Source organism: Vibrio sp. VB16 (assembly GCF_015594925.2).
Lineage (GTDB): Bacteria > Pseudomonadota > Gammaproteobacteria > Enterobacterales > Vibrionaceae > Vibrio.
Window position 1 is genome coordinate 2884337 of record NZ_CP087590.1, and the last position, 24197, is coordinate 2908533.

Consider the following 24197-nt stretch of genomic DNA (forward strand, 5'->3'; position numbering starts at 1 on the left):
CACTCTCTATAGGAAAGTGCCATTTTCATGTTTGTAACTTGAATTTAGCACATTTTTACCTCGGCATTACTAACCCTTGCACTCTGTTACGTTTTGTTACGTTGGGCGTGACAGTAACCTCTTTAATAATAGTCGCGACCAATTAATATACTCCCCGTAAACAGAAAACATATTTCTTATTCAAATGTGATTAATTAATTTAAATTTATGCGATATATATTCGCTCCCTTTTATTAATACATTTGAATAAATAACTATATTAATTTTACTCATATCTAGTCATGAAATTAATATTCTATTATAAAATTGAACGGGGGTTCTAATGGACTTTTTTAGTACAATGCAAAAGATGGGTCGCAGCTTAATGCTTCCTGTTGCCTGTATGCCAGCAGCTGGTATTTTACTCGGTATTGGTGGTAACTCAGAAGTAGCAAAATTCTTACCTGATATCGTAGCACAAGTCATGACCGAGGCTGGTCTGGGTGTGTTTGCAAACATGGCGCTTCTATTCGCTATTGGTGTTGCTTTAGGCTTTACAAAAAATGATGGTGTTGCAGCACTTGCAGCAACATTAGGTTACCTAACAATGACTCGCGTACTTGGTGTTGTTGCAGATGGCACCGATACTGGTGTATTTGGTGGTGTTATTATGGGTCTGGTGGCAGCTGAGCTGTTTAACCGTTACCACACTATCAAACTCCCTACTTACCTTGGTTTCTTCGGTGGTAAACGTTTTGTACCAATCGTAACCTCTCTAGCAGCTTGTATTGTTGCAGCAATCCTTGCGGTTGTTTGGCAACCAATCGGTGCTGGCATTGCGACATTCTCAGAGTGGGCTGCATACCAGTCTCCTGAAGTTGCATTCGGTATTTACGGTATCGTTGAGCGTTCTCTTATTCCTTTCGGTCTGCACCACATCTGGAATGCACCTTTCTTCTACGAAGTTGGTGAGTTCACAACAGCTGCTGGCGAAGTCGTTCGTGGTGAGATCCCTCGTTACCTAGCAGGTGACCCAACAGCTGGTAACCTAGCTGGTGGCTACATGTTTAAAATGTTTGGTCTACCTGCAGCATGTCTAGCCATGTATGTAACGGCTAAAAGCGATAAGCAAAAGGTTGTTGCTTCAATCCTTGGTTCTGCTGCATTGACTTCATTCCTAACAGGTATTACTGAACCAATCGAATTTGCTTTCTTATTCGTTGCACCATTACTGTATGTTGTTCACGCACTGTTAGCTGGTTCTGCATTTGTTGTAATGATTTTACTTGGCATCAAACACGGTACAACGTTTAGCCATGGCTTGTTTGACTTCACGTTATTGTTTGGTCACTCAACAAACGGTTGGATGCTACCACTTGTAGGGCTTGTATACGCGGCAATCTACTTTACTGTCTTCGTATTCCTAATCAAAGCGTTTAACCTGCAAACACCAGGTCGTGAAGATGAAAGTGAAGCGAAAGTTAAAGCGAATACAAGTAACGATGACTTAGCAAAAGACATCACCGTAGCATTCGGCGGAAAAGAAAACATTAAAGACTTAGAAGCTTGTATCACTCGTCTACGTGTTACTGTTAACAATGCTGAACTTGTTGACACTGATAAGCTGAAAGCACTAGGTGCTGCAGGTGTATTCACTCGAGGTGATAACTTCCAAGCGGTATTTGGTACGCACTCTGAAATCATTAAAGGTCAAATGGAAGCACTAATTTAATCCTTTCTCCTTTAAATTAAAATCCCGAGCAATTGCTCGGGATTTTTTTGTTTTATAAACAGTACTATTCAATTCCACAACCCTTACCAATACATTAGACAATAAAAAGCGCTCCACTAGGGAGTAATTTAAGACAAAGTAGTCATCGTCATTCCCGTGCAAACGGGAATCTTGGTGGTATTAGATCCCCATTTCCATGGGGATGACGTTGGTTTTCGTAAAATAGGTCAATTTTCGTCAGGACGACAGGTTTAAATAATCTTAACCGAACAGCATTCCGTGAAAACGGGAATCTTGGTGATGTTAGATCCCCATTTTCATGGGGATGACGTCGATTTTCGTGAAAACAGGTAAGTTTTCGTTAGGATGACGGAGTTTGATGTCTTAAGTGAACAGCATTACTCCATTATGGAGGGTTCTAATAAGACCATTCAACATCTAAAAAAAAGTAACTTGGTATCGAAAATGCTTATTTTCAATCAAGAATTCTTTATGGACGCTAGGGCTCCATGAATCATCACCGCCCACCCCCATATGCTTATGATCGATACGAAGATATACCGCGTCTTCCTTTTCTAGTTCATTCGGATGCTTTGCAGCGGCGATCTTAAACTGGTCATACTGATTCACAGTAAAATTAAACTTACCCGTGACTTTAAGTTTACCCAATTCAATGTGGCTTGTATTACACCGTAAACCACTTTCAGAAGGGAAAACATAAGGAGTAAACATCTTATCAATTGGTGCTTTATAGTAACCTACACGCGCTGCAGAAAGGCGATCTGGGTAGTTCTCAAACGGACCATAGCCATACCAAGTCACATCAGGGTCTACAATCGCTGGATTCAGCGCAATTTCAATACCAATTCGTGGTAACGGCGGCAGATGCTCGCTAACATCGACTTCAATATCCAGCGTCAACTCATCCGATGGGTTCAGCGTAAATACCCATTTCGTTATCGCCATTAGCTGATCTTGGAATCGATAAGCAAATCGACTCGTTACCTGTACGGTAGACCCTATTTTTTCTAGGTGAGCAGATAAACAGGTTTTCTCCCAACATCCTACGCCCACTTCTCCCCAACGCGTAACGGGTGCATTAGGGTCGACAAAATCAGCTTCACTTGTGCCAATATCATTGTCTAACGGCGCACGGTAGAAGTTGTCTCTAACCGAACCAGCTAAAAATGAAATGCCACCTTTTGACCAGCCATCAAGTTCGCCTGTTTGCTTGTTCCAAACGTACTCACTTGTTGCCACTTGAGCTTTCCAAGAGGTAGGTTCATCAGTTAACAATAATTCAGTTGTACAATTAGGAGCTTCAGCAATAGTTAAACTATTCTTGTTAGCAACTTTAAACTGCTCTGTTGCAATAACATGACCCGAGTCGGCCCAAGGCTTATCAGAGCTTAGTTTTACATCGATATTAAGGTAGTAATCGCACCCTGATTTTAATGTGTAGTCGCATTTGATTTGCCACTCTTGGCTTGAATCCGCTGGAATATCTAGTGTAGACGCATCTAAAGAGACAGGCATTCCGTCTTCTAAAAGCGTCCACATAAAGGCATCATCACTACTTGATTGGAAAAGCTGCTCATTGGTCACGTTAAGTTTCCATATAATAGACAGCCCTTTCTCTTCACTCGATAGCCATTCAATTTGATAAGGTTGCTGGCAATACTTCACTTCAAAAAGCGTCGGGTGTGGTGTTCTATCTGGGAAGATTAGACCATTGATACAGAATTGACGATCATTGCTTTTATCTTCAAAATCCCCGCCATAGCCCCAGTATTCATTACCGTCTTCGTCTATTTTCGTGATCCCTTGATCAACCCAATCCCAAATAAAGCCACCTTGAAGACGAGGGTATTGACGGAACGCTTCCCAATATTTATTGAAGCTGCCGATACTGTTACCCATTGCGTGTGCATACTCACACAGAATCAAAGGCCTATTCTCACCCGGCAAACCAATCCATTTCTTAATGGCCCATTTTGGTACCACTGGAAATGGCTGATCTTGATCAACACGTGCATACATTGGACAGATAATATCAGTCGCAGTGGTATCGGCACCACCACCTTCATATTGTACTGGACGAGATGGGTCTCTATCTTTGGCCCAAGCATACATAGCATTATGACTACCACCATGGCCAGACTCATTCCCTAATGACCAAATAATAATGCTCGGATGGTTTTTGTCACGCTCAATAAGTTTAGTAAAGCGCATCATATAGGCTGCGCTCCAGAGTGGATTCGCCGACAAACGTTCCATCGGAAACATACCGTGGGTTTCAATGTTGGCTTCGTCCACTAAATACAGCCCGTACTCATCACACAACTCATACCACCGAGGGTGATTTGGATAGTGCGCTGTACGAACCGCATTAAAGTTAGATTGCTTAAGCAGTTTGATATCGGCAATCATACTTTCTTCGCCGATAGCATGACCGTTGTCTTGTTCGTGCTCGTGTCGGTTCACTCCTTTTATAAGCAGTGCTTTACCGTTAACCAACAACTGACCATCTTTAATTTCGATATTTCTAAAGCCAATGTCATAGGCTTCTACATCAACAATATTGCCGTGTACGTCTAGTAATGTAACAACAAATCGATACAGGTTCGGTGTCTCGGCAGTCCAATGTCTTGGTTCTTTAACACCAACAGATAAGAAGACTTTGTCATCCCATCCACCTTTCTCGTCGACGATACGATTTTGTATCGTACCAACGACTTGTTCTGATACCGCTTTCGACCCATCAAACAGCTGTATTCGTACCTGATTTTTACTTGGATTTGCTAAGCTAATCTCTGTCTCTATCAAACCATCTCTAAAACAAGCATCAAGTTTCGGCGTGACAAATACATCGGCTATATGGGTTTTAGGTTTAGACAAGAGCGTCACATCACGGAAAATGCCGCTTAACCACCACATGTCCTGATCTTCCAAATAACTACCATCACTCCATCGAATGACCATGACCGATAACGTATTCAAACCGCCTTTAAGATAGTCAGAAAGATCAAACTCTGCTGGCAAGCGGCTGTCCTGAGAGTAACCAATCCAAACACCGTTACACCACAAATGAAAGGCTGAATTCACACCATCAAAGATGATTCTGGTCTGCATCTCCAAATCCGCCGCGCTCACTTCGAATTGAGTACGATAACAGCCTGTCGGATTATCCTGAGGAACAAATGGCGGGTTTACTTCAAATGGATATTTAATATTAAGGTAGATGGGATTGTCTCGCCTCCCATCTTTTGAGCCTTCCATTGTGTTTAACTCGTCACCTTGCAATTGCCAATTGCTCGGTACTTTTATTCGATTCCACGACGCATCGTCATAGTTTTCGTCAATAAAATTGGCCGCTACTAATTCTGGTTTGGCAAATAACTTGAACCTCCAATCACCATTCAAACTGACTTTGGATTGGTTTTGTTTCACGAGCGCATCTTCCACACTAATAAAGTGGTTAAGTGGGCTATGTGCCTCTAACTGATTGGCCTGAAAAGACTGGGGGTTCTCCCAATCACGGCGAGCAATTAGCGCTTCAAATGTAACCATAATTCTGCTCCTCTATACAGCCTTGATACTAATAAGCATTGCTGTTTCTGGATCTTGAATTGGCATCGTTAAACCAATCTTATTGAGTAATTCGCCGCTCAACACTAAAGGTTTATCCATCCATGATGGCATTACCTTATTAAGCTTTTTACTCGCTTGTGGAAAATCAACTACCTCGACTAAATACTGTTTTTCTGTCTCTAGATAAGCAAAGCGAATTGGTTCTGCGTTTGCGTAATCTGGCATAGTAAGCTGACAAACCGTTAGCAACATTTCATCGGTATTTTTCACACCATATACATTACGAGTCGTATCAACAGAATCTAGATAGAAGACCTCGCCTGAGTGCAACAATGAGCGAAAACGTTTATGCAACTCAATATAATGCGCAAAAAGCGACTTTTCTTCTTCGCTTTCTTTAACAGGGTCTAATTCGACGCCCATATGGCCGCCGAGTGCTGTTATGCCACGCAGATTAATATCATGTCGACGTCGTGTAGTATGGCTTTCATAAGGACCAATATGTGCACCCATCACTTCTGGTGGGAAAAAGTAACTCATCCCTTTTTGAATGGTTTGTCTTTCCAGCGCATCATTACAGTCCGAGGTCCAGAATCGATGCGTTCTTTTCAATACCTCAAAATCAATTCGACCACCTCCAGATGAACAAGATTCAATCTCAACTGTCGGGTGCCTTTTACTTAGTTCATCGATTAGACGATAAAAAGCTTTCGTTTGTCCGCTGGCCGCGGGAACACCTTCATGGGCAGGCTGAACCAATTCTCTATTCATATCCCACTTGAAATAACCGATGTTGTAGTCCGTCAACAGTGCGTCTAAACAGTTAAATAGGTAGGTAAAACAATCGTTATTTTGCAGGTCTAGCAAGTATTGATATCGACCACTTGGTTGATCATAACCATCAATACCTAACATCCAATCTGGGTGTTTACGGAATAAATTAGAATCTGGATTCACCATTTCTGGTTCAACCCAAAGGCCAAACTCCATACCAAGTTGATTCACGTGCTCGATAACGGGTTCCAATCCATTTGGGTATTTTTTCTTGTCTAAAAACCAGTCCCCAAGCGCGGCTCTTTCACCATCACGACCAATGAACCAACCATCATCAATAATAAAACGTTCAACACCGATTTTCGCTGCTTCTGTTGCCATCTGCTTAATGTAGTCAGGATCGTGTTCGAAATAGATCCCTTCCCACGTATTAAGGTGAACAGGTCTTAGCGTCTTATTAGGGAACGCTAATATTTTACTTCGCACAACATCATGAAATTGACTGCGAATGCCGTTTAGCCCCATATCGCTATAACAGGCATACAATTCAGGAGTGCTATAACGTTCATCTTTGCCAAGAGATACCTCGCCAGCGATAAGCAATTCACCCAATTGCGCAAAACGCCGACCATCGCTCTTCGTCTCACACCTCAGGTGGTTATTACCACTCCAAGCCAAGTGGAAACCCCACACCTCGCCCGTTTGTTCTGAGAAACCTTTGTTTCCGACCATCATCCCTGGAAAATATTCATGGGAAGTTCGACCACGCCGATTATCTTGACTAAAAGCGCCATGATCGATTGACACTCGTTGTGTTTGAAACTCTCGACTCCATCGACCATGAAAACTCATGACTTCATTTGCTCTATGCGGTAGCGGCAAGGTATTAACCAAGCGGTTCAAATGGTAAGGGTCTGGAGCTAGATTTTTAATTGATAAGGATTTACGTAACACACCGGATTTATCCAGTTGTAAAACAACGGACAGTTCTAACTTAGCAATATCATCAACACAAACAAAACGTGCGCTGCTATTGTTCGACTCAACCTCTGTTGTTTCGAATACGGGAGCCCAATCTAGGTTTCTACCATCCGTACTGGTTCTAAACCCTTCTAATCCTGCCGAACTAAAAAGGCCACGACCGCTTTCTGGGCACAATGTAATGGGAATATCGATATCAAGACGCGCCTGAGAGACAGCGCGTTCAGTTAACAGGGAAAGGGTTTCGTCAAGGTGGTTGAGTCTCTGTCCCCAATATAGGATTTGAGGCGCCGGTGTCGAGAGGATAACAACGCTAGTGTTCGCACTAAATAGATGAATAGTGTTCATATTCAATCGCCTAATAGTTATATCAATTGGAATAAGCAACTTAAGCTAGATACCCGCTTTAATTGACTAGTCCAATGAATATAGAACGAAGAGAAAAACCGCAGCTATGCTAGCTGCGGCTTGTTCTTCCATTACATTATTCTAGCAAGAGACTATTTAAATTCTCTTTGACGTACTTTTTCAAGACGCTTAAGAATTGCATCTAGACGCTCAGGTTTAACCATGAACTCTTGGAAGCCTTTCATGCCTTCTTTAGCCATCGCTGGACTTGTATCGCGGTCATAAAATTGTGCGGTACCTTCAGCTTCAGCAAGCATCTTCACACCAATATTCAAGAACTCGTTATCAACCGTCGTTGCTTTACTGTTGGTAGGGATCTGAAGCATGGTGTCGTTAACAAGCTTTTGGATTTCAGGTTGAGACACAAACTTAAGGAATTTACGTGCGTCTACTTTGTTCTTCGCTTTCGATGGAATATGGATAGTATCCATCGGTGCGTCTTCTGCCATTGGAACAGCAGGATCGATCACTGGGAATTGGAAGAAGCCCATTTTGTCTTTCACGTCAGCTGGGAAGTTAGGCGCAATAAAGTTACCAATGAGGTACATTGCCGCTTGACCATTATAAAGGAATGGTTGTGCTTCCTGCCAAGAGTAAGATGCATGGTTTTTTAGGTAATAACCTGGCTCTACAAGCTCTTTCCAATTTTCAAATGTTTTCTTAACTCGCTCATCCGTATACGCTACTTTTCCGTCCATCAACTGAATGTGGAAGTCTAGGCCATTAGTACGCAAGTTGAGATAATCAAACCAACCCGCTGCAGTCCATAGATACTTTGTACCGATAGCAAAAGGGGCGATGTCGTTTTTCTTCAGTGTCGCCGCTGCTGCTTTTAACTCGTCATAGGTTTTTGGCTCAGAGATACCGAACTTTTCAAAAAGATCTTTACGGTAGTAAACACCCCATTGGTAGTATGTGTAAGGAACACCGTATTGCTTACCATTTACTGTCATTGCTGGTGCAGCCGATTTGAAATCCTGCATCATGCCTTGCTCTTGCCAGATATCACTGACATCTTCGATCAAGCCACGGTCAACAAAAGTTTTCATACGGTTACCCGCGTACCAATAAACGACATCTGGTGGTGACGTTACCAACCAGTTACGAATGGTCGTTTTATACGCTTCTTTATCGTATAGATTGTATTTGACTGTGATGTCAGGGTTTTCAGCTTCAAAAAGCTTGATGATTTCTGCCCACGCCGCTTTAGGTGCAGGGTCGGCTTGATCAGAGTTAATGACGAGTTCGCCTGCAAAAGCTGTTGCTGATAATGAGGCCGTCAGCATTGCAGAGGTAGCAATATGTTTCACGTATTTCATTATTGAGGTCCTTTTTAATTAAGCCGTAGCTTAGGTTGGTCCGATGACTAATTATAGTTTTAGTTTATTTCTCAATTTTGTTAAGGGGTTAATGTCGATTATGTTTTCTAGAACAGTGGTTCATTAAACTCAATCTCTATTAAGTGCTTTAACCAAAACAGCGGCTTAGTCATTTTGCTTACTAAGTCGCTGTTATTCGTTACCCTTTAGTAGCACCTAAAGTTAATCCGGCGATAAAATGGCGTTGCATAGTAAAGAATAATATAACTGGAGGTATTGCCGCGACAACCGCTCCGGCAGACACGAATTGCCATGATGCTGTCCACTGCCCTTTCAAGGCACTAAGGCCTGCGGTTACAGGACGAACTTCATCACTTTGTACGAGTACCAATGCCCAGAAAAAGTCATTCCAAATAAAGGTAAATACAAGTACAGCAAGCGCAGCCAAAGCCGGTCGAACGAGTGGCAATACAATGTGCCAGAAAATCTTCCACTCACTCACACCTTCAACGCGCGCCGCTTCAATCAAGGCATCCGGGATACCAACGATGAAATTACGCATAAACAGAGTACAGAAACCCGACTGGAAGGCGATATGGAAGAATATCAACGCCCAGTGAGTATCATAGATCCCGAACGCAATAGTGATATCACGCACAGGAATCATAAGGATCTGAAATGGTACAAAGTTACCCGCGATAAATAGAGCAAATATCCAAATGCTTGCTTTAAATTTATATTTGGCCAATGCGAATCCAGCGAGCGTCGATAGCGCTACTGCCCCTGCAACAGCAGGCAATGTAATTAATAAGCTATTAATTAGATATTGCCCCATAGGAGTTTGAGTAAAAACCTGAGAATAGTTTGCGATAAACTGGATATCTGTTGGCATTCCCCAATAGTTACCTGTGTTTATATCTTCAAGTGAACGAATTGATGTCATCATTACCGCTGCTAGCGGTAGTAGCCACAGCATTAAAGAGATAGGCAGTGCTATTCGATAGCTTATATTGACAAAGCGCCCAGACTTTTCAATCGGTTTTGGAAACATTATTTTTCACTCCTCAACATACGCCACAAGAAGTAAGCGATATAAATATCCATGATTAAGAACAGCATTACAGCAACGGATGCACCGTAACCCATGCGGTAGTTAAAGATAGATTCCTCATACATTAAGTAAGCCAGAACCGTAGAGCTGCCCCATGGACCACCTGTCGTCATTACTGCAACAAGGTCAAACGAGCGAAGTGCACCAATAACCGTTACAACAATAGCGATAAAGGTCGCTGGCCTCAGTTGTGGAATAACGACGTACCAAAGCATCTTAAATCTTTTCGCGCCATCAAGGCGTGCAGCTTCTAATTGCTCTGGATCTAAATTATTTAAACCAGTGAGGTAAAGAATCATGCAATAAGAGATTTGAGGCCATAACCCAGCAGCAATAATACCGTAGGTGACTAAGTCTTCATCCGCTAGAATGGAGATTGGCTCCATACCAAACCAACCAAAAGCAATATTCAACAAACCGAAGTTTGGATCATAGAACCAAGAGAAAACCAGACCCACAACAACCTGTGAGATTACAAATGGGAAGAAGAAAAGTGATTTAACAACACGGATACCTCTCACTTGCTGATTCAAAAACAGTGCTATAGCTAAACCGATTGGTGGGGCCAACATAAAGAAGACTAACCACAATACGTTATTCTTTAGCGCAGTATAAAATGCTTCAGAATTAAAAAGCTCTTGGTAGTTAGCGAAACCAACCCAAACCTTTTCACCAAGTCCATCCCATTCGTAGAAACTTAACCAAATACTGCTAAGGATCGGGTAAACCACATATATCAAGAAAACTATCAAACCTGGTGCGAGAAACAGCCATGGTGACAATTTTGAACTGATGCGCCTTTTCTTACTTACCGAAGGCATTCGGTTCTCTGGGTAGATCGTTTTCACTGAAGGCTCCATTTGTCCGACACTCCCACTAATTATGTCGCGTAATGACTATGTTCGAAGGCCTAATTAAAAATCTTCAAATAGGGTTAATAGCTATTATTCACGACCGCTTACCAGTTAATCATAGAACTTAGGCCAAAAATTTGCACAACCAAGATGTCTTTTTGTAAACGTTTCCACAAAATTAACTTAAATTCATGTAATAAATATGACTGAGATCAACAATTCAAATTTCATTACTAACAAATCCTGTCAGAACGGGTATGTTTTATACTAATTAAAGTACGAATTGCAGAATTCATGCAAATAGACACTCAGCCAAGCAGTAACAAAGGAGTCAGTAATGGCAAACATTACGCTAAAAAAAGTCATTAAACGTTTTGGTGACGTACAAACTATCCACGGTATTGATTTAGAAATAGAAAGTGGCGAGTTTGTTGTATTTGTTGGGCCATCAGGTTGTGGCAAGTCAACGCTACTACGCCTTATCGCTGGTTTGGAAGAAATAACTGAGGGTGAAATTAGCATCGATAATATTCTCGTTAACGATGTGGATCCTGCAGATCGTGGCGTAGCAATGGTGTTCCAATCATACGCTCTTTATCCTCATATGACCGTTGAAGACAACATGGGTTTCGGTTTGAAGATGAATGGTGTGCCGAAGGAACAGATCGAGAAGCAAGTTAATATTGCGGCGAAAACGCTTCAACTCGATCACCTACGTAAGCGTAAACCTAAAGAGCTGTCTGGAGGCCAACGTCAACGTGTTGCGATTGGTCGAGCAATAGTACGAGATCCTAAAGTCTTCCTATTCGATGAACCCCTGTCTAACCTTGATGCTGAGTTGCGTGTAGAGATGCGTCTACAGATAGCAAAACTTCACCAAGAACTCGAAAATACCATGGTCTATGTGACACATGACCAGATAGAAGCAATGACACTAGCAGACAAGATTGTTGTGTTAAGGGATGGTCGTATCGAGCAAGTAGGTTCACCACTAGACCTGTATCACCGCCCAGGTAACCTCTTTGTTGCGGGATTCATCGGCTCCCCTAGAATGAACTTCGTACCAACAACAGTAACCGAAGTAACAGCGGAAAACATAACGCTAAAAGCAAATGATGATACTGAGTTTGTTGTGCCTTTCACCAAGAAGCCGCTGACCGTTGGTGATGCCATCATCTTTGGTATTCGCCCAGAGCACCTACTCATTAACGAAGAGGCAGATATTAAGTTGACCTTCCAAAGTGAAGTGGTAGAACGTTTAGGCAACAGTACTTATATGTTTGGTCAATCTTCTGGTATGGACGGATTCAAGGTTCATCTGCCTGGCGATCAAGAAGTGAAAAGTTTCCAACAGATTGCATTAAGCTGTGCAGCATCTGATGTGCACTTATTTGACGCTGACGAAATTTGTATCACGAGTAACTAGAAGTCACTCTATGGTATTTTCTTTATGCATTGATTAGGCGAACCCTTTTGGTTCGTCTTTTTTACCAAAGTACACACTAAAACCAGCGATAAAAAAACGCAGCACTTAGGCTGCGTTTTTCCTATTTTCACAAATTCTTAGTTTACCGGCGACTCATCGACAATATCGACACGTCTATTCTTCTTACGACCATCTGACGTTTTATTATCAGCGATAGGTTCGCCCTCACCTTTCGAAGCAATAACAAAGTTATCACCTTCAGCTCCACGACTAAGCAGATAATTTTGAGTCGCTTCTGAACGTTTCAAACCTAAGGCAAAATTATAGTCCTTCGAGCCCGTATTATCGGTATGTCCTTCTAAAATAAGTTCAGATGGGTTTTGCTTGACCACATTCGCCACGGCACCAAGTATGTATTTCGACTCATCAGTAAGGTTAAACTTATCAAAGTCAAAATAGACACGTGCCATCACGTTGCCCTGCTCGTAACCCTGCAAGCGGCTGTGTGTCATTAGGTATTCGGCGCATTCTGGATCAACACCCATGTTGGTTAATTCACTAGAAATCATTTCTAAAGTCACTTGAAAATCACTTTGGGATTCAACGAGAGAAAATGATCCCCTATTTAAGTTAACTTGGCGGATTTTACCAATAGAGACTGTTTGTTCTGTATTTATATCTAATTTAGAACAAAAATACTTTATCTCATTATTCACTTGCTCATTCGCGTAGACAGTACTTGTAATTAATGCGCTCGATACCATAACAAGAAAAGCTAGGGTGGTATTTTTATTATTTTTGCTCATATGCATTTCCATTTATTTATCCAGTTAACCCTAATTATTTTAGATGTCCGATTTCTTCACTAATTAACTCTAATATTTTGTTTAAAATATCATTCGTATTTTGCGCTTTAAATACATTGTCCGTCCCAGCACACGTCTGAAGCGCAGTATTACCACTTACATTATAATCAAAACCAATGACGGCGATTTTAGATGTCACATCATCTCCGCTGGACGTTACTTTCGCATCGAGCGTGTCCCGGATAGTACTGCACATTCCTGCGTTAACTAAGCTTGAGGTTGTCGATGAACTATTATCATCACCATCTGACAACACTATGATCAATCTACGAGGATTATCGCCTTTTGCCACGATCTGAGCACCTCGTATCAAGCCTTGATATGATGAGGTGCCAGAATCTGGAGAAAACGAAGAAATCGTGTTATTAAATGCTGAAAAATCAGAGGTCAATTCAACATCATAAAAATAGGCATCATCGCCATCACTGTTATATTCTTTCCCCAAAACCAAACGTTTCCTTGTAGAACGACATGATTTTTCAACAAATATGTTATTGACAGCCTTAGTCCAGTTACTTCCATAAAGTTGATTGTATACACACAACTCAATAACAGTGGTTCCACGAGTTATCCAGCGTTCTCTGTTACCAAACCATATATATTTACTTCTTGAAAGTTTTGTAGATGACACAAACCTTCGAGTATAACGATTGAACCCAACATAACCGACAGTATTATCGTCCATGTTGACCAGACCATTGAATTTTGCAAGCTCAACGGTTACTTCATCAATAACATCTACCAGATCCAAATATTTTTTCCTTGAACCACCATTCCAAGAACTACGCATAGAACCTGAAAAATCGGATACAAAAACGATATCAACAGCATGATTTTGATATTTACGTGATTTCCCATTAGATGTAATTTTATAGCTATCTACATTGCTATACTCGGTACCAAAGACCACATCGTGATTGGTTGTTGCAGTAACTTGGTATTCAAAAAATCTAGGTTCGCCTTTTTCTATCCCAGCGACACATTCTGGAATATCCTCACAGGTCAATTTGGCAATTTTCACCGATGAAATACTTTTCAGATCCTTATTCATGTACTCCGAAATATAGGCTTTGGCTAAAGTTTGGTTAAAACTACTGCCTATTCCGAACTTTCCATCATCGACACCATCATCATCATCATCGTTCGGATCATTGGCGGCGGAGACGGCTAGGCTCGCGGCCTCCAACGCATCGTTAAGGCGCGCATCATTCTGCATCATTAAAGCGCCATCCGTTCCTATGGTAAAGAATCCCAACATTGGGACCAATACCAGTATGAACATTAGAGCAGCGGCACCTTTTTGTTTTTGTATAGGACGCATAATATTACCTACCTAATATCACTGAGCTAGAGTTTACTCGAGTAAATCCACTTCCCAATGCGAAACCAATGAGCCAATTCTCTGTTTCATAGCATAAAGTTACCCGATACATAGTACTCTTACGTCCCCAAGAAGTAGTGACGGCAAGTTTATTTTCAATTTGGGACAAACTCTCAGGCACACTGCACGTAATTCCACCTATTGTATTCCAAGTTACAAGGGCATTCTTAGCCCCCGACTCAGAATATGTTTGCTCCTCATACAACATGCCGAAATCTGCTTCTTTATAATTGGTATATGTTCGCTTAAGGGATTTAGCCATAATCTTATAGATATCGTTAATCTGTTGATTAGACATCGTGTAATCTTCGCTGTACAGCTGAGTACGCTCTTTAGCCACACTTGCTGCTGAAAACGAGAGTCGGTCAAGCTTACCTTTCATTGATATTTTTGTTACTACGTCACCAGCAAACATCAACATCATGACAAAGACCAGAGAAACCATAGCAAGTTCTATGGCAAAGGTGCCCTTCTGCTTGGCTCTAAATTTGGAATGCAGTTCTTTCATATTCTTGTATCACAATAATCTCACGGCTAAATATCGTTTTTTGATCAAAAAACACAGTAAAAATACCGTCGAATTCATAATCAACGTAATAGATGGCAACGGCACTATCTGTTTCAGAGCCGCACGTTGTAATACCACCATTAGAGGCAGGCAAGCACGTGTCTTCTATGTCATATAGGTCATCCAAACTCTTTGCGTATTGAACACTCGCTCGAATTTTAGATGTATCAACAAACTTGCTCCAAACACTATCACTTTTTGTCAAAGTAGCTTTAAAGGTGTCTATATAATCTTCCGTTTCTTTTTTAGATGCTCTAGCCGCTTCAGATACCGCCAAATCACCCATAGCAGATATATAACCCATATAGCTGATCTCCATCCATGCGGCCATCATCAACAAAAAAGCACCGAACCCTATAGCAAACTCTATTGCAACAACACCATTTTGTTTTCTTCTAATTCTCCGAATCATATGCTTCCCCCTTCACCACCTTAATCCGTTTTTTCGCTGCCGGATCAAGATCAGTCGCAAGGCTTTCTGAGGTTGTCACACGAGCAAGTTGACTATTCGCTTCTCTCAATGTGATGAAAATAGTTTGTATCTGCTGCTCTTTATAGCCCTGCTCTTTTAGTATAGTTTCTACTTGCTTATACTGCCCTTTTTTTGTGAGTGCAAAAACGAGATTCGATTTGATTTTTATGTCTGCATTTCCTGCTGCATAGATTGGCTGCAAACGTTTTACCACTGCATCATATTCTTCCTGTATGAGATCAAGTACTGCCAGATTATTACTGATAGTTAGGTCGTCATGATAGTGGCCTCTGGCTAAAAGAAAATAGTCTCGCGCTTTTTCAAACTCACCTTTTTCCGCCAATATCAAACCCATCAGGTTTTCAGCTTCTGGGTACTTATCTCTTTGTGATAACGCGGTTTGGCAGTTGCTATAAGCCTTATCAATCAAGCCTTCTTCTAAATAGACCTTTGCTCTTAAAAAAACCACTTCCGCGACATTGGAATCATTGACCTTTATTGTCCCTAAATGAAACGCGGCCAATTCCGTATTACCACTTTGAATATAAGCGTTTATCAGTTTTATCTTATTCTCACTGCTCTCTTCTTTAGCCAGTGCCTCTTTATAAAACTCGACCAATCGTTCCTGATTTCGAGCGCTAATGAGCATCTGCTCTCTAGATTCAAACGTTGCCTGTTCCGCCATCTCTTCCTTGGACAGGTCGCCATTTACGGCACATCCGTTAAGAAGAAATACAAAGAGCAGTGGTTTAAGAAATAAACTCTTCAATTACATCATCCTCATCACGCCAGGTGCAGCCGTTAAAATTACAATAGGAAACATGATAAAAAGTATCAATGGCACGGACATTTTTGCAGACAATTTGCCTATTTTTTCTTCGAGGCCCAGCATCTGTATCTCACGAATATCCGTAGCCAATCGTGTTAAAACTTCATAGATAGATGAACCGTATCGGAGGCTTTGGCTTAACGTCATCACAAAACTACGAAACTCCGCCGTAGGTATTCGAATGTAAAGCTCCTCTATTGCCTTCTCCAGGCCGACTATCTGAGCCCTCTCATTGGTTCGTTTCAGCATATGCGCCATATCTATATCGAAGCCAACCATTTCTTTAGCAAGGTAAGTCATTGAAGACTCTATTGTCATGCCCGTTTGAACACAGACACCCATCATATCCAGAAGATAAGGGAGCTGACTGGAGAGCTTTCTTTTTATGTTGTTTGTTCGAATCGCTAAATATCCATCAGGAACTATAATGGCAACTACTCCCCATATAAGCGACCATACTAGATACCGGGACGGTTCAAGTTGAAAATGTAGCCCCAGAGTAATTGCCAATGCTACACCAACCACTAGTAACAGGTATTTAATAGGGACAAATAAGTAAGCAAGTCTCGTATTATAGACCCCCGCAGCTATAAATTTATTCTCTATTTCAGTGTCAGAGGCGGCAACGAGATTAGATATTTTTTTACCTAATGACTCTAACCCTTTTTTTCTTTTTTCTGTTTTATGTTCTTTTTCAGATAGGCCAATTTTACTAAGTTGATTGCTTCTCTTTACTTGCTCGTATAGCACATAAGCGATAGTGGCAATGCCGACCGCCAGAAACCAGATCGACAGGACTAGATAGAATTGTTTGTTCTCTAGTAGCTCCATATCATCTTACTCCTTTGAGCAAAGCGGCAATAATTGTCATACCAATCGCTTCACTAATTAGGACGTAGTATAAAATCGGCCTTCCTTCCTCACTAAACATAACGAATTCGTAGTTCAACGGACTGACATACTGCATAAGTAACAAGAACAGAAATGGTATCGATGCGACAATTTTAGCTGAAATTCGAGCTTCTGAGGTAAGGGCGGATTTTTTCTTATCGATGGCTCTGGCATCAAACATGAGTCTATTTAGTCGCGTGATAACATCTTTCAGCTGCCCTCCACGATGCATATTTGCTCTAAGTGTTATTACAAAAAAATAGAAGGAAGGATATGGAAAGCGTTTACATGATTTCCTGAACACTTCGTCCGGAGCTTCCCCCATCTGTAAGCGATCACCCATGACCTTAAACTCGGCACCTACATCTCCGTCTAGATTTTTGCCAACATACATAATGGCATGCATAATACTTTCACCAGAGGAGACGGCACTTGCCAATATATTCAATGCATCTGGAAAAGCTTCTTCAAACTGTGTTCGCTCTCGTTTCTGTAGCCATGAATAGGCAAATAGCAAACCAATAATGACGGTAATAACCTCTATTAGAATAAGGTTACCGCGTAAAAAACGTTGATTAATCTCATTACCTGCAAAGAGTAATACAGCCACGAATAAGATTATTTTAATGGATGCGAGTGCACCTATTTGCTTCTTAAGATTACTTACTCTATCCTGAACCCTCTGCCAAAGAGTTCTGTCCGATAGGGTATTAAAATCGACCGCATCATCATCTCCACTTAGAGAATAAACGTGGATCGTTTTATTGTATTCTTCTAAATAGTTATTTTTTTTTCTATCTGTAGCAAGAGAGAAAACGATGAGGACAACACCCAAAATAACCAAAAATAGATATATCATGACCGTCCTCGTTTATTCTGGAACAGAGTATCTAGCTGTTCATCTAGTCCAAAGAAGCGTGCCTTTTCCACTAATATTGAGCGTTTCATTAAACCCGCGGTTACAAAATTTCCCTGCACTTTCTCAGCGTTAGCATCCCCGTGCTCGGGTCTAAACTGAAATATTTCTTCCAGTACCACACTAGAACCTTCAAGCCCGACAACCTCAGTAATGCTCATCACTTTTCGACTACCGTCATGAAGTCGGCTTATCTGGATAATAATATCAACTGCACTTACAATGGTTCTCCGGATAGCTTCTAATGGTAGGTTGGCTGTTGCCATCATTACCATGGATTCAACACGCGCGATGGCATCTCTTGGTGTATTGGCGTGCAAAGTCGACATTGAACCATCATGCCCGGTATTCATCGCCTGTAGCATTTCGAATGCTTCACTACCACGACACTCGCCGACGATGATCCTGTCGGGTCTCATACGCAATGCATTTATCACCAGATCTCTTTGGTGGATCACACCGGTATTTTCAATACCAGCGGTACGGGTTTCCAATCGGACGACGTGAGGCTGCTGTAGTCTCAGTTCTGCGGCATCTTCTATCGTGACAATACGTTCTTTCTCAGAGATAAACTGAGATAAGGCATTAAGCATAGTGGTTTTACCAGAACCGGTACCACCAGAGATCAAAATATTAAGCCGGCACCTCGCCGCTATCATCAAAATTTGAGCCATTTCAGGACTCATCGCACCAAAACCAACCAGTTGAGAAAAATCGATCGCTTGCTTTTTAAACTTACGGATAGAGATAGAGGTTCCATCTAAAGCAATGGGAGGAATAACAATATTCACGCGACTTCCGTCTGCAAGTCTGGCATCACATAAGGGAGACGAGTCATCGACACGTCGGCCAACCCTTCCAGCAATACGCTTCGCAATCTCTAACACTTGGGCTTCATCGACAAAGTTAACAGGCACTTTTTCAACGAGTCCACCCCGCTCAATAAACACGTGCTCGTGCCCATTGATCATAATATCTGTAATGGAATCGTCTTCCATTAATGGCTGTAATGGCCCTAGACCATGCAATTCATCAACCAAGCTTTGAACAAATTCATTGCGTAATACAACGGGAACTTGGAGCGTGTCTTTTTCAACAAGCATATCGACGGCTTTAGAGAGCTGTTGTGCTAGTTGACTATCCGACAGTCGATTTATAGCCTCTGGGTCTAAAGCATCATAAATCTGCCTTCTAATATTTACGTAAATTTCTTTTGTTTCACTCATCCGTTACTTCCTACGAGAAAATAGTGAAAAACCTTTTTTTTCATCTTCACCCACGATGAGTGATACCAACCTACGCAATCCTTTCTCTGCCTTCCCACCGATCTTAGAAATTCTTTTGCGTTCCAAAACAAATGCATCTAGCTGTTTTACAAAAGGTATGATCACATCGACTTCTCTTCGCAGGTATTTTTCGACTTCTTTTAGAGTGATCGTGCCTGAAGAGGTAGGTAAGCAATAGTTTAGTACGACAAACATTCGCATATTGCTCTCTTGATTTTGGCCTTCTAGTTGTTGCTTGATTCTTGCCGCATCTCGTAACGAAGAAACCGTCGGTTCCAAAACAAGAATGACACTATCAGACAACTCAACCACTTCCTCTTTGTTGAAATTTTGTCTGGCAATGGAAGAGAGGTCATCGATAATAAAGTTACAGTCCGCAGCAATATGTTCCACGACCGTTTTTGTGTATTCTTTTATCTCTGCATTGGCGAGCGAGTCTGATGTCAGTGAAAGTACCGATAGTAGTTTATTATGTTTGATTAACATACCTTGAGCGGAGGTATTATCTAATGTGGTCGCAAACGCGCCAGGTCTGATTTGACGTTTTTCAAACTTCTCCATACCGAGCATTATATCGATGTTGCCACCTTGATAGTCGTTGTCTACCAGAACACACGACGACTTCTTGTCCTCAGACAAGAGATGCGCTATTTCTGAGCATATCAATGTAGTCCCGACACCGCCTTTTGAACCGATGACACTGATCTGTTTTGCTTTGCGCTTCTTGCCAAGTCCTTTATTTCTATTTCTATTCTCGTGAACACTGACCACGAACTCAATAAGCTCATGTTTGGTAATCGGCCAAAATAGATAGTAGAAGCCCATTCCTTTCAGGTTTCTTATCGTAGAAATTGCATCTTCACTGCCAATCACTATCACAGATGCATCATTCGGCAATAAGTGACTGATTCTTTCCGCATCTTGGCTTACATTGTTACTTTCGTTGAGCTCAACGATTACAATCTCGATACTCTCGTTTCTGACATGCTCTTTAATATTCTCATCGTTATTTTGAACGATAGCCGGAGTTACTAGCCCTTCGAAACGATAAGCCTCTTTAACCAGAGACTGACATTTTTCGGTTTGATAGAATAGTACCGATGTGATTTCATCTTTTGGCCCATCATCTCCATGTGCACTATCTTTTTTAAGAATATCAACTAAATCAAACATCCCTGCACATCCTATTTATTATTAGTTTCAGCTAGCATTTTTTCAGGATTGACCATAGATTTCCATCTTGCACTCTCCGCATAACAGCCACTTTCTGTTTTGCCAAATGTACCCACTTTTTCGTAACTACAAATACTTGAGAACACCTTATTAACGACGGTTTCAAATGTCAGATCTTTTGCGAGCTCCTCTTGGATAACACCCTTAGATATCGTTATCTGATTCCTATTTAGGCCTTTTGAAAGCAGGTGTTTCTGGTAGTCTTCGGCTAACTTATTTCCAGTAGAGGTATACCATGTGAAAATCAGTTGTTGAGTCGCAATCCTATCCCAATTATTTTCTACATATTGGTCGAGCTCACGCCAAGCGGCTTTCTCTTTATTTTTCTTAACGCTCAGATTCAACGTGTAAGTAATAGGTACGACCTGTAGCTCCGCGCCTCTCCTTTCAGAGATGACATCCACGCATGCGTTTAAACTTATTGCGCAAAGCGTTATAATTACAGCCTTCAATAAATTCACTTTTCTCATTGTTTGAACCCTCCAGAAGCAAGCACCTCATTGGCCCATTTTTCATCTGCTTTTTTATATGACCCTTCGATACCAAAAAAGCGGTGCAAATTGGAGGTTTTTTCCATCGTCGGTAACTGTATTTGATTGGCACGAATAGGCTGTACCAGATTAACAGTAGCAATAATGAGTAGTTCTGTCTTAGTTCGGGTTGTCTCAGTATGCCTAAATAGCGCGCCCAGAATAGGGATATCGCCAATATAAGGGATTCGTCTCAGTGATTCAGTATCTTCCGAACTCAATAATCCAGCAAGCACAAAGCTTTGACCATCCCCTAGCTCGACAGTCGTTCTTGCTCGGCGAGTTCTGAGCGCTGGTACGTTGTAGGTATCATCGCTATAAAACACATCATCTAACGCACTCACTTCCGGCATTAGTGAGAGCTTAATTTTGTCATCTCTAAGTACCTTCGCCATCAGTTCAAGACGCACACCATACTCTTTGTATTCCACGTTTGTTGCACCATCGACATAAGTAACAACGGGCAACTCACCGCCAGCCAAAAAACTTGCAGTCTCACCGGAAATAACCGACAGATTAGGTTCTGCAAGTATCTGACCGACACTATCATCGCCTATCGCAGTGATGACCGAAATAATATCATCAGCACTAAAGTTGGTTAGATAATCAACAAAAACGCCAGCAGTCTGTCCGCTACTGCCTAGTTGAATACCAAACTGTTCCATAAATGAGTGAGATACTTCGGCAATAGATAGCTTAACGTTCACTTGCTTTGTTGTTGCCACCTCGATGTTGTTAACCAAGCCAGGGAAACGATACTTGCGCATAAAATCCATTTCGTATTGGGTATCACCTAAATCCCATTCGACAATCGTGATCTCAGCGTCTTTGGCCAGTAGTTCGCCTACCAAATGATAGATGTCTTCTTTCTCTTGATCACTTGACACTAAGCCACTGAGAACCGCTTGATCGCCCAGATTGTAGATGTTGACATCTACGTCGGGATACCGGAGTTGTATCTGTTGCTGGATATGAACCATGCTCTTATTCACGACTAGCTTTCTCGATGCCAGTGTTTGCCCTTCTTCATCGAAAATAATCAAAGAAGCATTGCCAATTTTTTTGCCAAAAAACACGACTTTATTCTTGTCTATAACCTGATAGTCAGCGATGTCTGGGTTAGAGATGAATACAGAGCCAATTTCTTCCGTTACCGTTATTGTTTCCGCATCACCTTCGGACAAATTTACTATACGCGCGCCAAATGCAGAGACGCTAAACAGACACGCTATAATTACTAACCACTGATATAAACTACGAGTATCCATACCACTTAACCTTTATTATTTTATATTTACATCACCCGCGCGAAACTCTTTGATCGCTCGATAGGTGGGTAAGATATCACCGGAATTGGCTTGGAGTAATTCGGCCTGTTCGGCACCAACTGATTTATGAAATTCTAATTGTGCTATTTTTTTTGCAATCACCAACTTGGCAAGTTGCTTTCGCGTCAGTTCCAACACCAAGCTGACCTCGGTGTCGTCTTCTAGCACATTTTGCTCTACTTTTAAGACTTTGACCGCGATAAGAATAGGGGAGAAGAAAACGGTTTGAATTGGCTGAACTTTATCGCTAGACGCTAGGTTCTGATTGAGTGAAGAAAGCGCAACAACATCGATTAAGCTGCCATGAGTAATAACACCACCAATGATAGTGTCAGAATTAACCTTTACGCCGTAGGGCACCATATTGTCGCCAATGATGAGGTCTATGTACCCATCTTGATCTGGTTGAACAAGATCTAATTCAGTAACCAGTTCACCGGAGCTTATATCTTTAGACGAGACCTCACCACGAACAAATTCTATTTCGACATCCTCTGTAATGCCGTTGTCATTCGCTTCAGGTTCGGTAACTTTGGCTACATAAAACTGTGCACGTGTTACCATTTGACCCTGTTTTATATCTTCCTTTGCCTTCCAGACAGTGATCATTTTGACTTCTTCAACCACATCGACCACAGTCTGTTCTGCATCTTGGTTGATCAGATTGCCCGATAAACCGTATAGCCCTGCGCCAATAGCGATAAGTGCAACAGGTATTAATATTCTAAAATTCATCTATATACCCCTAAGGGATTGAGGCAATTATCCCTAACCAACATCCGATAGAGATTGGAATGCCATATGGGATATGTATATACACTCTGTTTTTCTTAAGCCGAGAGCTTACAAAAATAACAACTGAAAGTGCTCCACCAAGAAAAGCGATCAGCAACAGAGTTGCTACAAAATGATCAAGGGATATCATTGGTGAAACTCCAGCAAGCAACTTTGCGTCCCCTGCTCCCCAGATACTCAATCGCCACAGTAGAAGGCCAAAAAGAAAAACGGGCACAACAATCAACCACTGCATCCAATATCCATTAAATCCACAATACAGCGTCGAATTTATCAGCAACAAAACTGACGCTGTATTAGGAATTTTTTTCTTACGAAAATCGCTTTGTATTACATAAATAAGAGTCGTAGTTGTAACAAAAATAATAATGCTAATAACTGTCACAACAATACCCTTTAACTGATTATAGTTTTGACTTTAGCAAGTAAGGTTGTAATTACAGAGCCAAGAGCACCTTTTTCATCTGTACCAAAAGCAACTGCAACAACAGTCGCAACCGCAACTGCAACGATCGAGTATTCAATCGCTGTTACACCGCGTTCATCATTTTTGAATTCTTCTAGAAAAAGTTTTGTTTTAACATAAGTTGAAAGAAACATAATAGACTCCACATTGTATCTAATTGATTATTACTCAACTTTAATCACCAACAACCAAAGTAAGCATCTGTATTATTAATATTCATTGTTTATAAAGCACCTACCCAAACCAGGTAGAGAACACTTTAAGAACGAGATTTAGAATATCATACCGTTTAAAAATGACACCCTAAAAAATTCAAACATACTGCTCGTTACCTTATTAGTTAATAAGGAATTTAGCCTATTTGCCATACTTAAGTTGAGCTAGCAGAAAAACCACACCTCAACCGTAAAATGCTGCAAAGCTATTTCTAACTATAGCCCAAATGATGATGTTGTCATTTA

The 24197-nt window shown here is 41.3% G+C and carries 21 protein-coding genes; 2 read left to right on the forward strand and 19 right to left on the reverse strand.

Annotated features, from left to right (window positions below):
* Positions 1-322 precede the first annotated feature (322 nt).
* Positions 323-1711, forward strand: coding sequence for a PTS glucose transporter subunit IIBC (ptsG, locus tag IUZ65_RS13165; protein ID WP_195704151.1), 1389 nt, complete (start codon positions 323-325; stop codon positions 1709-1711).
* 438 nt (positions 1712-2149) lie between these two features.
* On the opposite strand, the gene IUZ65_RS13170 is transcribed toward ptsG, so the two are convergent.
* The 5 genes from IUZ65_RS13170 to IUZ65_RS13190 all read right to left on the reverse strand — a co-directional run bounded on the left by IUZ65_RS13170 (position 2150) and on the right by IUZ65_RS13190 (position 10755).
* The gene (locus tag IUZ65_RS13170) at positions 2150-5281 is read right to left on the reverse strand and encodes a beta-galactosidase (protein ID WP_195704152.1); all 3132 of its coding nucleotides are present in this window, start codon (positions 5279-5281) and stop codon (positions 2150-2152) included.
* A gap of 12 nt (positions 5282-5293) precedes the next feature.
* Entirely contained in the window at positions 5294-7405 is a 2112-nt protein-coding gene (locus IUZ65_RS13175; protein WP_195704153.1) for an alpha-galactosidase, read from the reverse strand.
* A gap of 152 nt (positions 7406-7557) precedes the next feature.
* The gene (locus IUZ65_RS13180) at positions 7558-8784 is read right to left on the reverse strand and encodes an ABC transporter substrate-binding protein (protein WP_195704154.1); all 1227 of its coding nucleotides are present in this window, start codon (positions 8782-8784) and stop codon (positions 7558-7560) included.
* A 199-nt stretch (positions 8785-8983) separates the two neighbouring features.
* Complete coding sequence (locus tag IUZ65_RS13185; protein WP_195704155.1) at positions 8984-9835, reverse strand: carbohydrate ABC transporter permease; 852 nt, start codon at positions 9833-9835, stop codon at positions 8984-8986.
* Positions 9835-10755 (reverse strand): carbohydrate ABC transporter permease, encoded by a 921-nt coding sequence (locus tag IUZ65_RS13190; RefSeq protein WP_195704156.1) that lies wholly within the window; start codon positions 10753-10755, stop codon positions 9835-9837. Before IUZ65_RS13190 ends, IUZ65_RS13185 begins: the two co-directional genes overlap by 1 nt.
* Before the next feature lie 331 nt (positions 10756-11086).
* Between IUZ65_RS13190 and IUZ65_RS13195 the strand changes: the two genes are divergently transcribed.
* The gene (locus IUZ65_RS13195; protein ID WP_195704157.1) at positions 11087-12175 is read left to right on the forward strand and encodes an ABC transporter ATP-binding protein; all 1089 of its coding nucleotides are present in this window, start codon (positions 11087-11089) and stop codon (positions 12173-12175) included.
* A 137-nt stretch (positions 12176-12312) separates the two neighbouring features.
* On the opposite strand, the gene IUZ65_RS13200 is transcribed toward IUZ65_RS13195, so the two are convergent.
* The 14 genes from IUZ65_RS13200 to IUZ65_RS13265 are packed head-to-tail and all read right to left on the reverse strand — an operon-like array spanning position 12313 to position 23870.
* Entirely contained in the window at positions 12313-12981 is a 669-nt protein-coding gene (locus IUZ65_RS13200; RefSeq protein ID WP_195704158.1) for an OmpA family protein, read from the reverse strand.
* 34 nt (positions 12982-13015) lie between these two features.
* The gene (locus IUZ65_RS13205; RefSeq protein ID WP_195704159.1) at positions 13016-14362 is read right to left on the reverse strand and encodes a TadE/TadG family type IV pilus assembly protein; all 1347 of its coding nucleotides are present in this window, start codon (positions 14360-14362) and stop codon (positions 13016-13018) included.
* A gap of 4 nt (positions 14363-14366) precedes the next feature.
* The gene (gene tadF, locus IUZ65_RS13210) at positions 14367-14930 is read right to left on the reverse strand and encodes a tight adherence pilus pseudopilin TadF (RefSeq protein ID WP_195704160.1); all 564 of its coding nucleotides are present in this window, start codon (positions 14928-14930) and stop codon (positions 14367-14369) included.
* On the reverse strand, positions 14905-15402 hold the full coding sequence (locus tag IUZ65_RS13215) for a TadE/TadG family type IV pilus assembly protein (RefSeq protein WP_229638058.1): 498 nt from the start codon (positions 15400-15402) through the stop codon (positions 14905-14907). The genes tadF and IUZ65_RS13215 overlap by 26 nt, the downstream gene beginning before the upstream one ends.
* Positions 15386-16231 (reverse strand): hypothetical protein, encoded by an 846-nt coding sequence (locus tag IUZ65_RS13220; RefSeq protein WP_195704161.1) that lies wholly within the window; start codon positions 16229-16231, stop codon positions 15386-15388. Before IUZ65_RS13220 ends, IUZ65_RS13215 begins: the two co-directional genes overlap by 17 nt.
* A complete protein-coding gene (locus IUZ65_RS13225) occupies positions 16232-17122 on the reverse strand; it encodes a type II secretion system F family protein (protein WP_195704162.1) in 891 nt (296 codons plus the stop codon). It lies immediately after the preceding gene.
* Position 17123: 1 nt separating this feature from the next.
* Positions 17124-18041: a type II secretion system F family protein gene (locus IUZ65_RS13230; protein ID WP_195704163.1), complete on the reverse strand. Its 918-nt coding sequence runs from the start codon at positions 18039-18041 to the stop codon at positions 17124-17126.
* On the reverse strand, positions 18038-19324 hold the full coding sequence (locus IUZ65_RS13235; RefSeq protein ID WP_195704164.1) for a CpaF family protein: 1287 nt from the start codon (positions 19322-19324) through the stop codon (positions 18038-18040). Before IUZ65_RS13235 ends, IUZ65_RS13230 begins: the two co-directional genes overlap by 4 nt.
* 3 nt (positions 19325-19327) lie before the next feature.
* On the reverse strand, positions 19328-20557 hold the full coding sequence (locus IUZ65_RS13240) for an AAA family ATPase (RefSeq protein ID WP_195704165.1): 1230 nt from the start codon (positions 20555-20557) through the stop codon (positions 19328-19330).
* A gap of 11 nt (positions 20558-20568) precedes the next feature.
* Positions 20569-21087, reverse strand: coding sequence for a hypothetical protein (locus IUZ65_RS13245; RefSeq protein WP_195704166.1), 519 nt, complete (start codon positions 21085-21087; stop codon positions 20569-20571).
* Positions 21084-22415 (reverse strand): type II and III secretion system protein family protein, encoded by a 1332-nt coding sequence (locus IUZ65_RS13250; RefSeq protein WP_195704167.1) that lies wholly within the window; start codon positions 22413-22415, stop codon positions 21084-21086. The genes IUZ65_RS13245 and IUZ65_RS13250 overlap by 4 nt, the downstream gene beginning before the upstream one ends.
* A 15-nt stretch (positions 22416-22430) precedes the next feature.
* Complete coding sequence (cpaB, locus tag IUZ65_RS13255; RefSeq protein ID WP_195704168.1) at positions 22431-23210, reverse strand: Flp pilus assembly protein CpaB; 780 nt, start codon at positions 23208-23210, stop codon at positions 22431-22433.
* A 10-nt stretch (positions 23211-23220) separates the two neighbouring features.
* Positions 23221-23655: an A24 family peptidase gene (locus IUZ65_RS13260; protein ID WP_195704169.1), complete on the reverse strand. Its 435-nt coding sequence runs from the start codon at positions 23653-23655 to the stop codon at positions 23221-23223.
* Between the two features lie 11 nt (positions 23656-23666).
* Positions 23667-23870 (reverse strand): Flp family type IVb pilin, encoded by a 204-nt coding sequence (locus IUZ65_RS13265; RefSeq protein WP_195704170.1) that lies wholly within the window; start codon positions 23868-23870, stop codon positions 23667-23669.
* Positions 23871-24197: the final 327 nt, after the last annotated feature.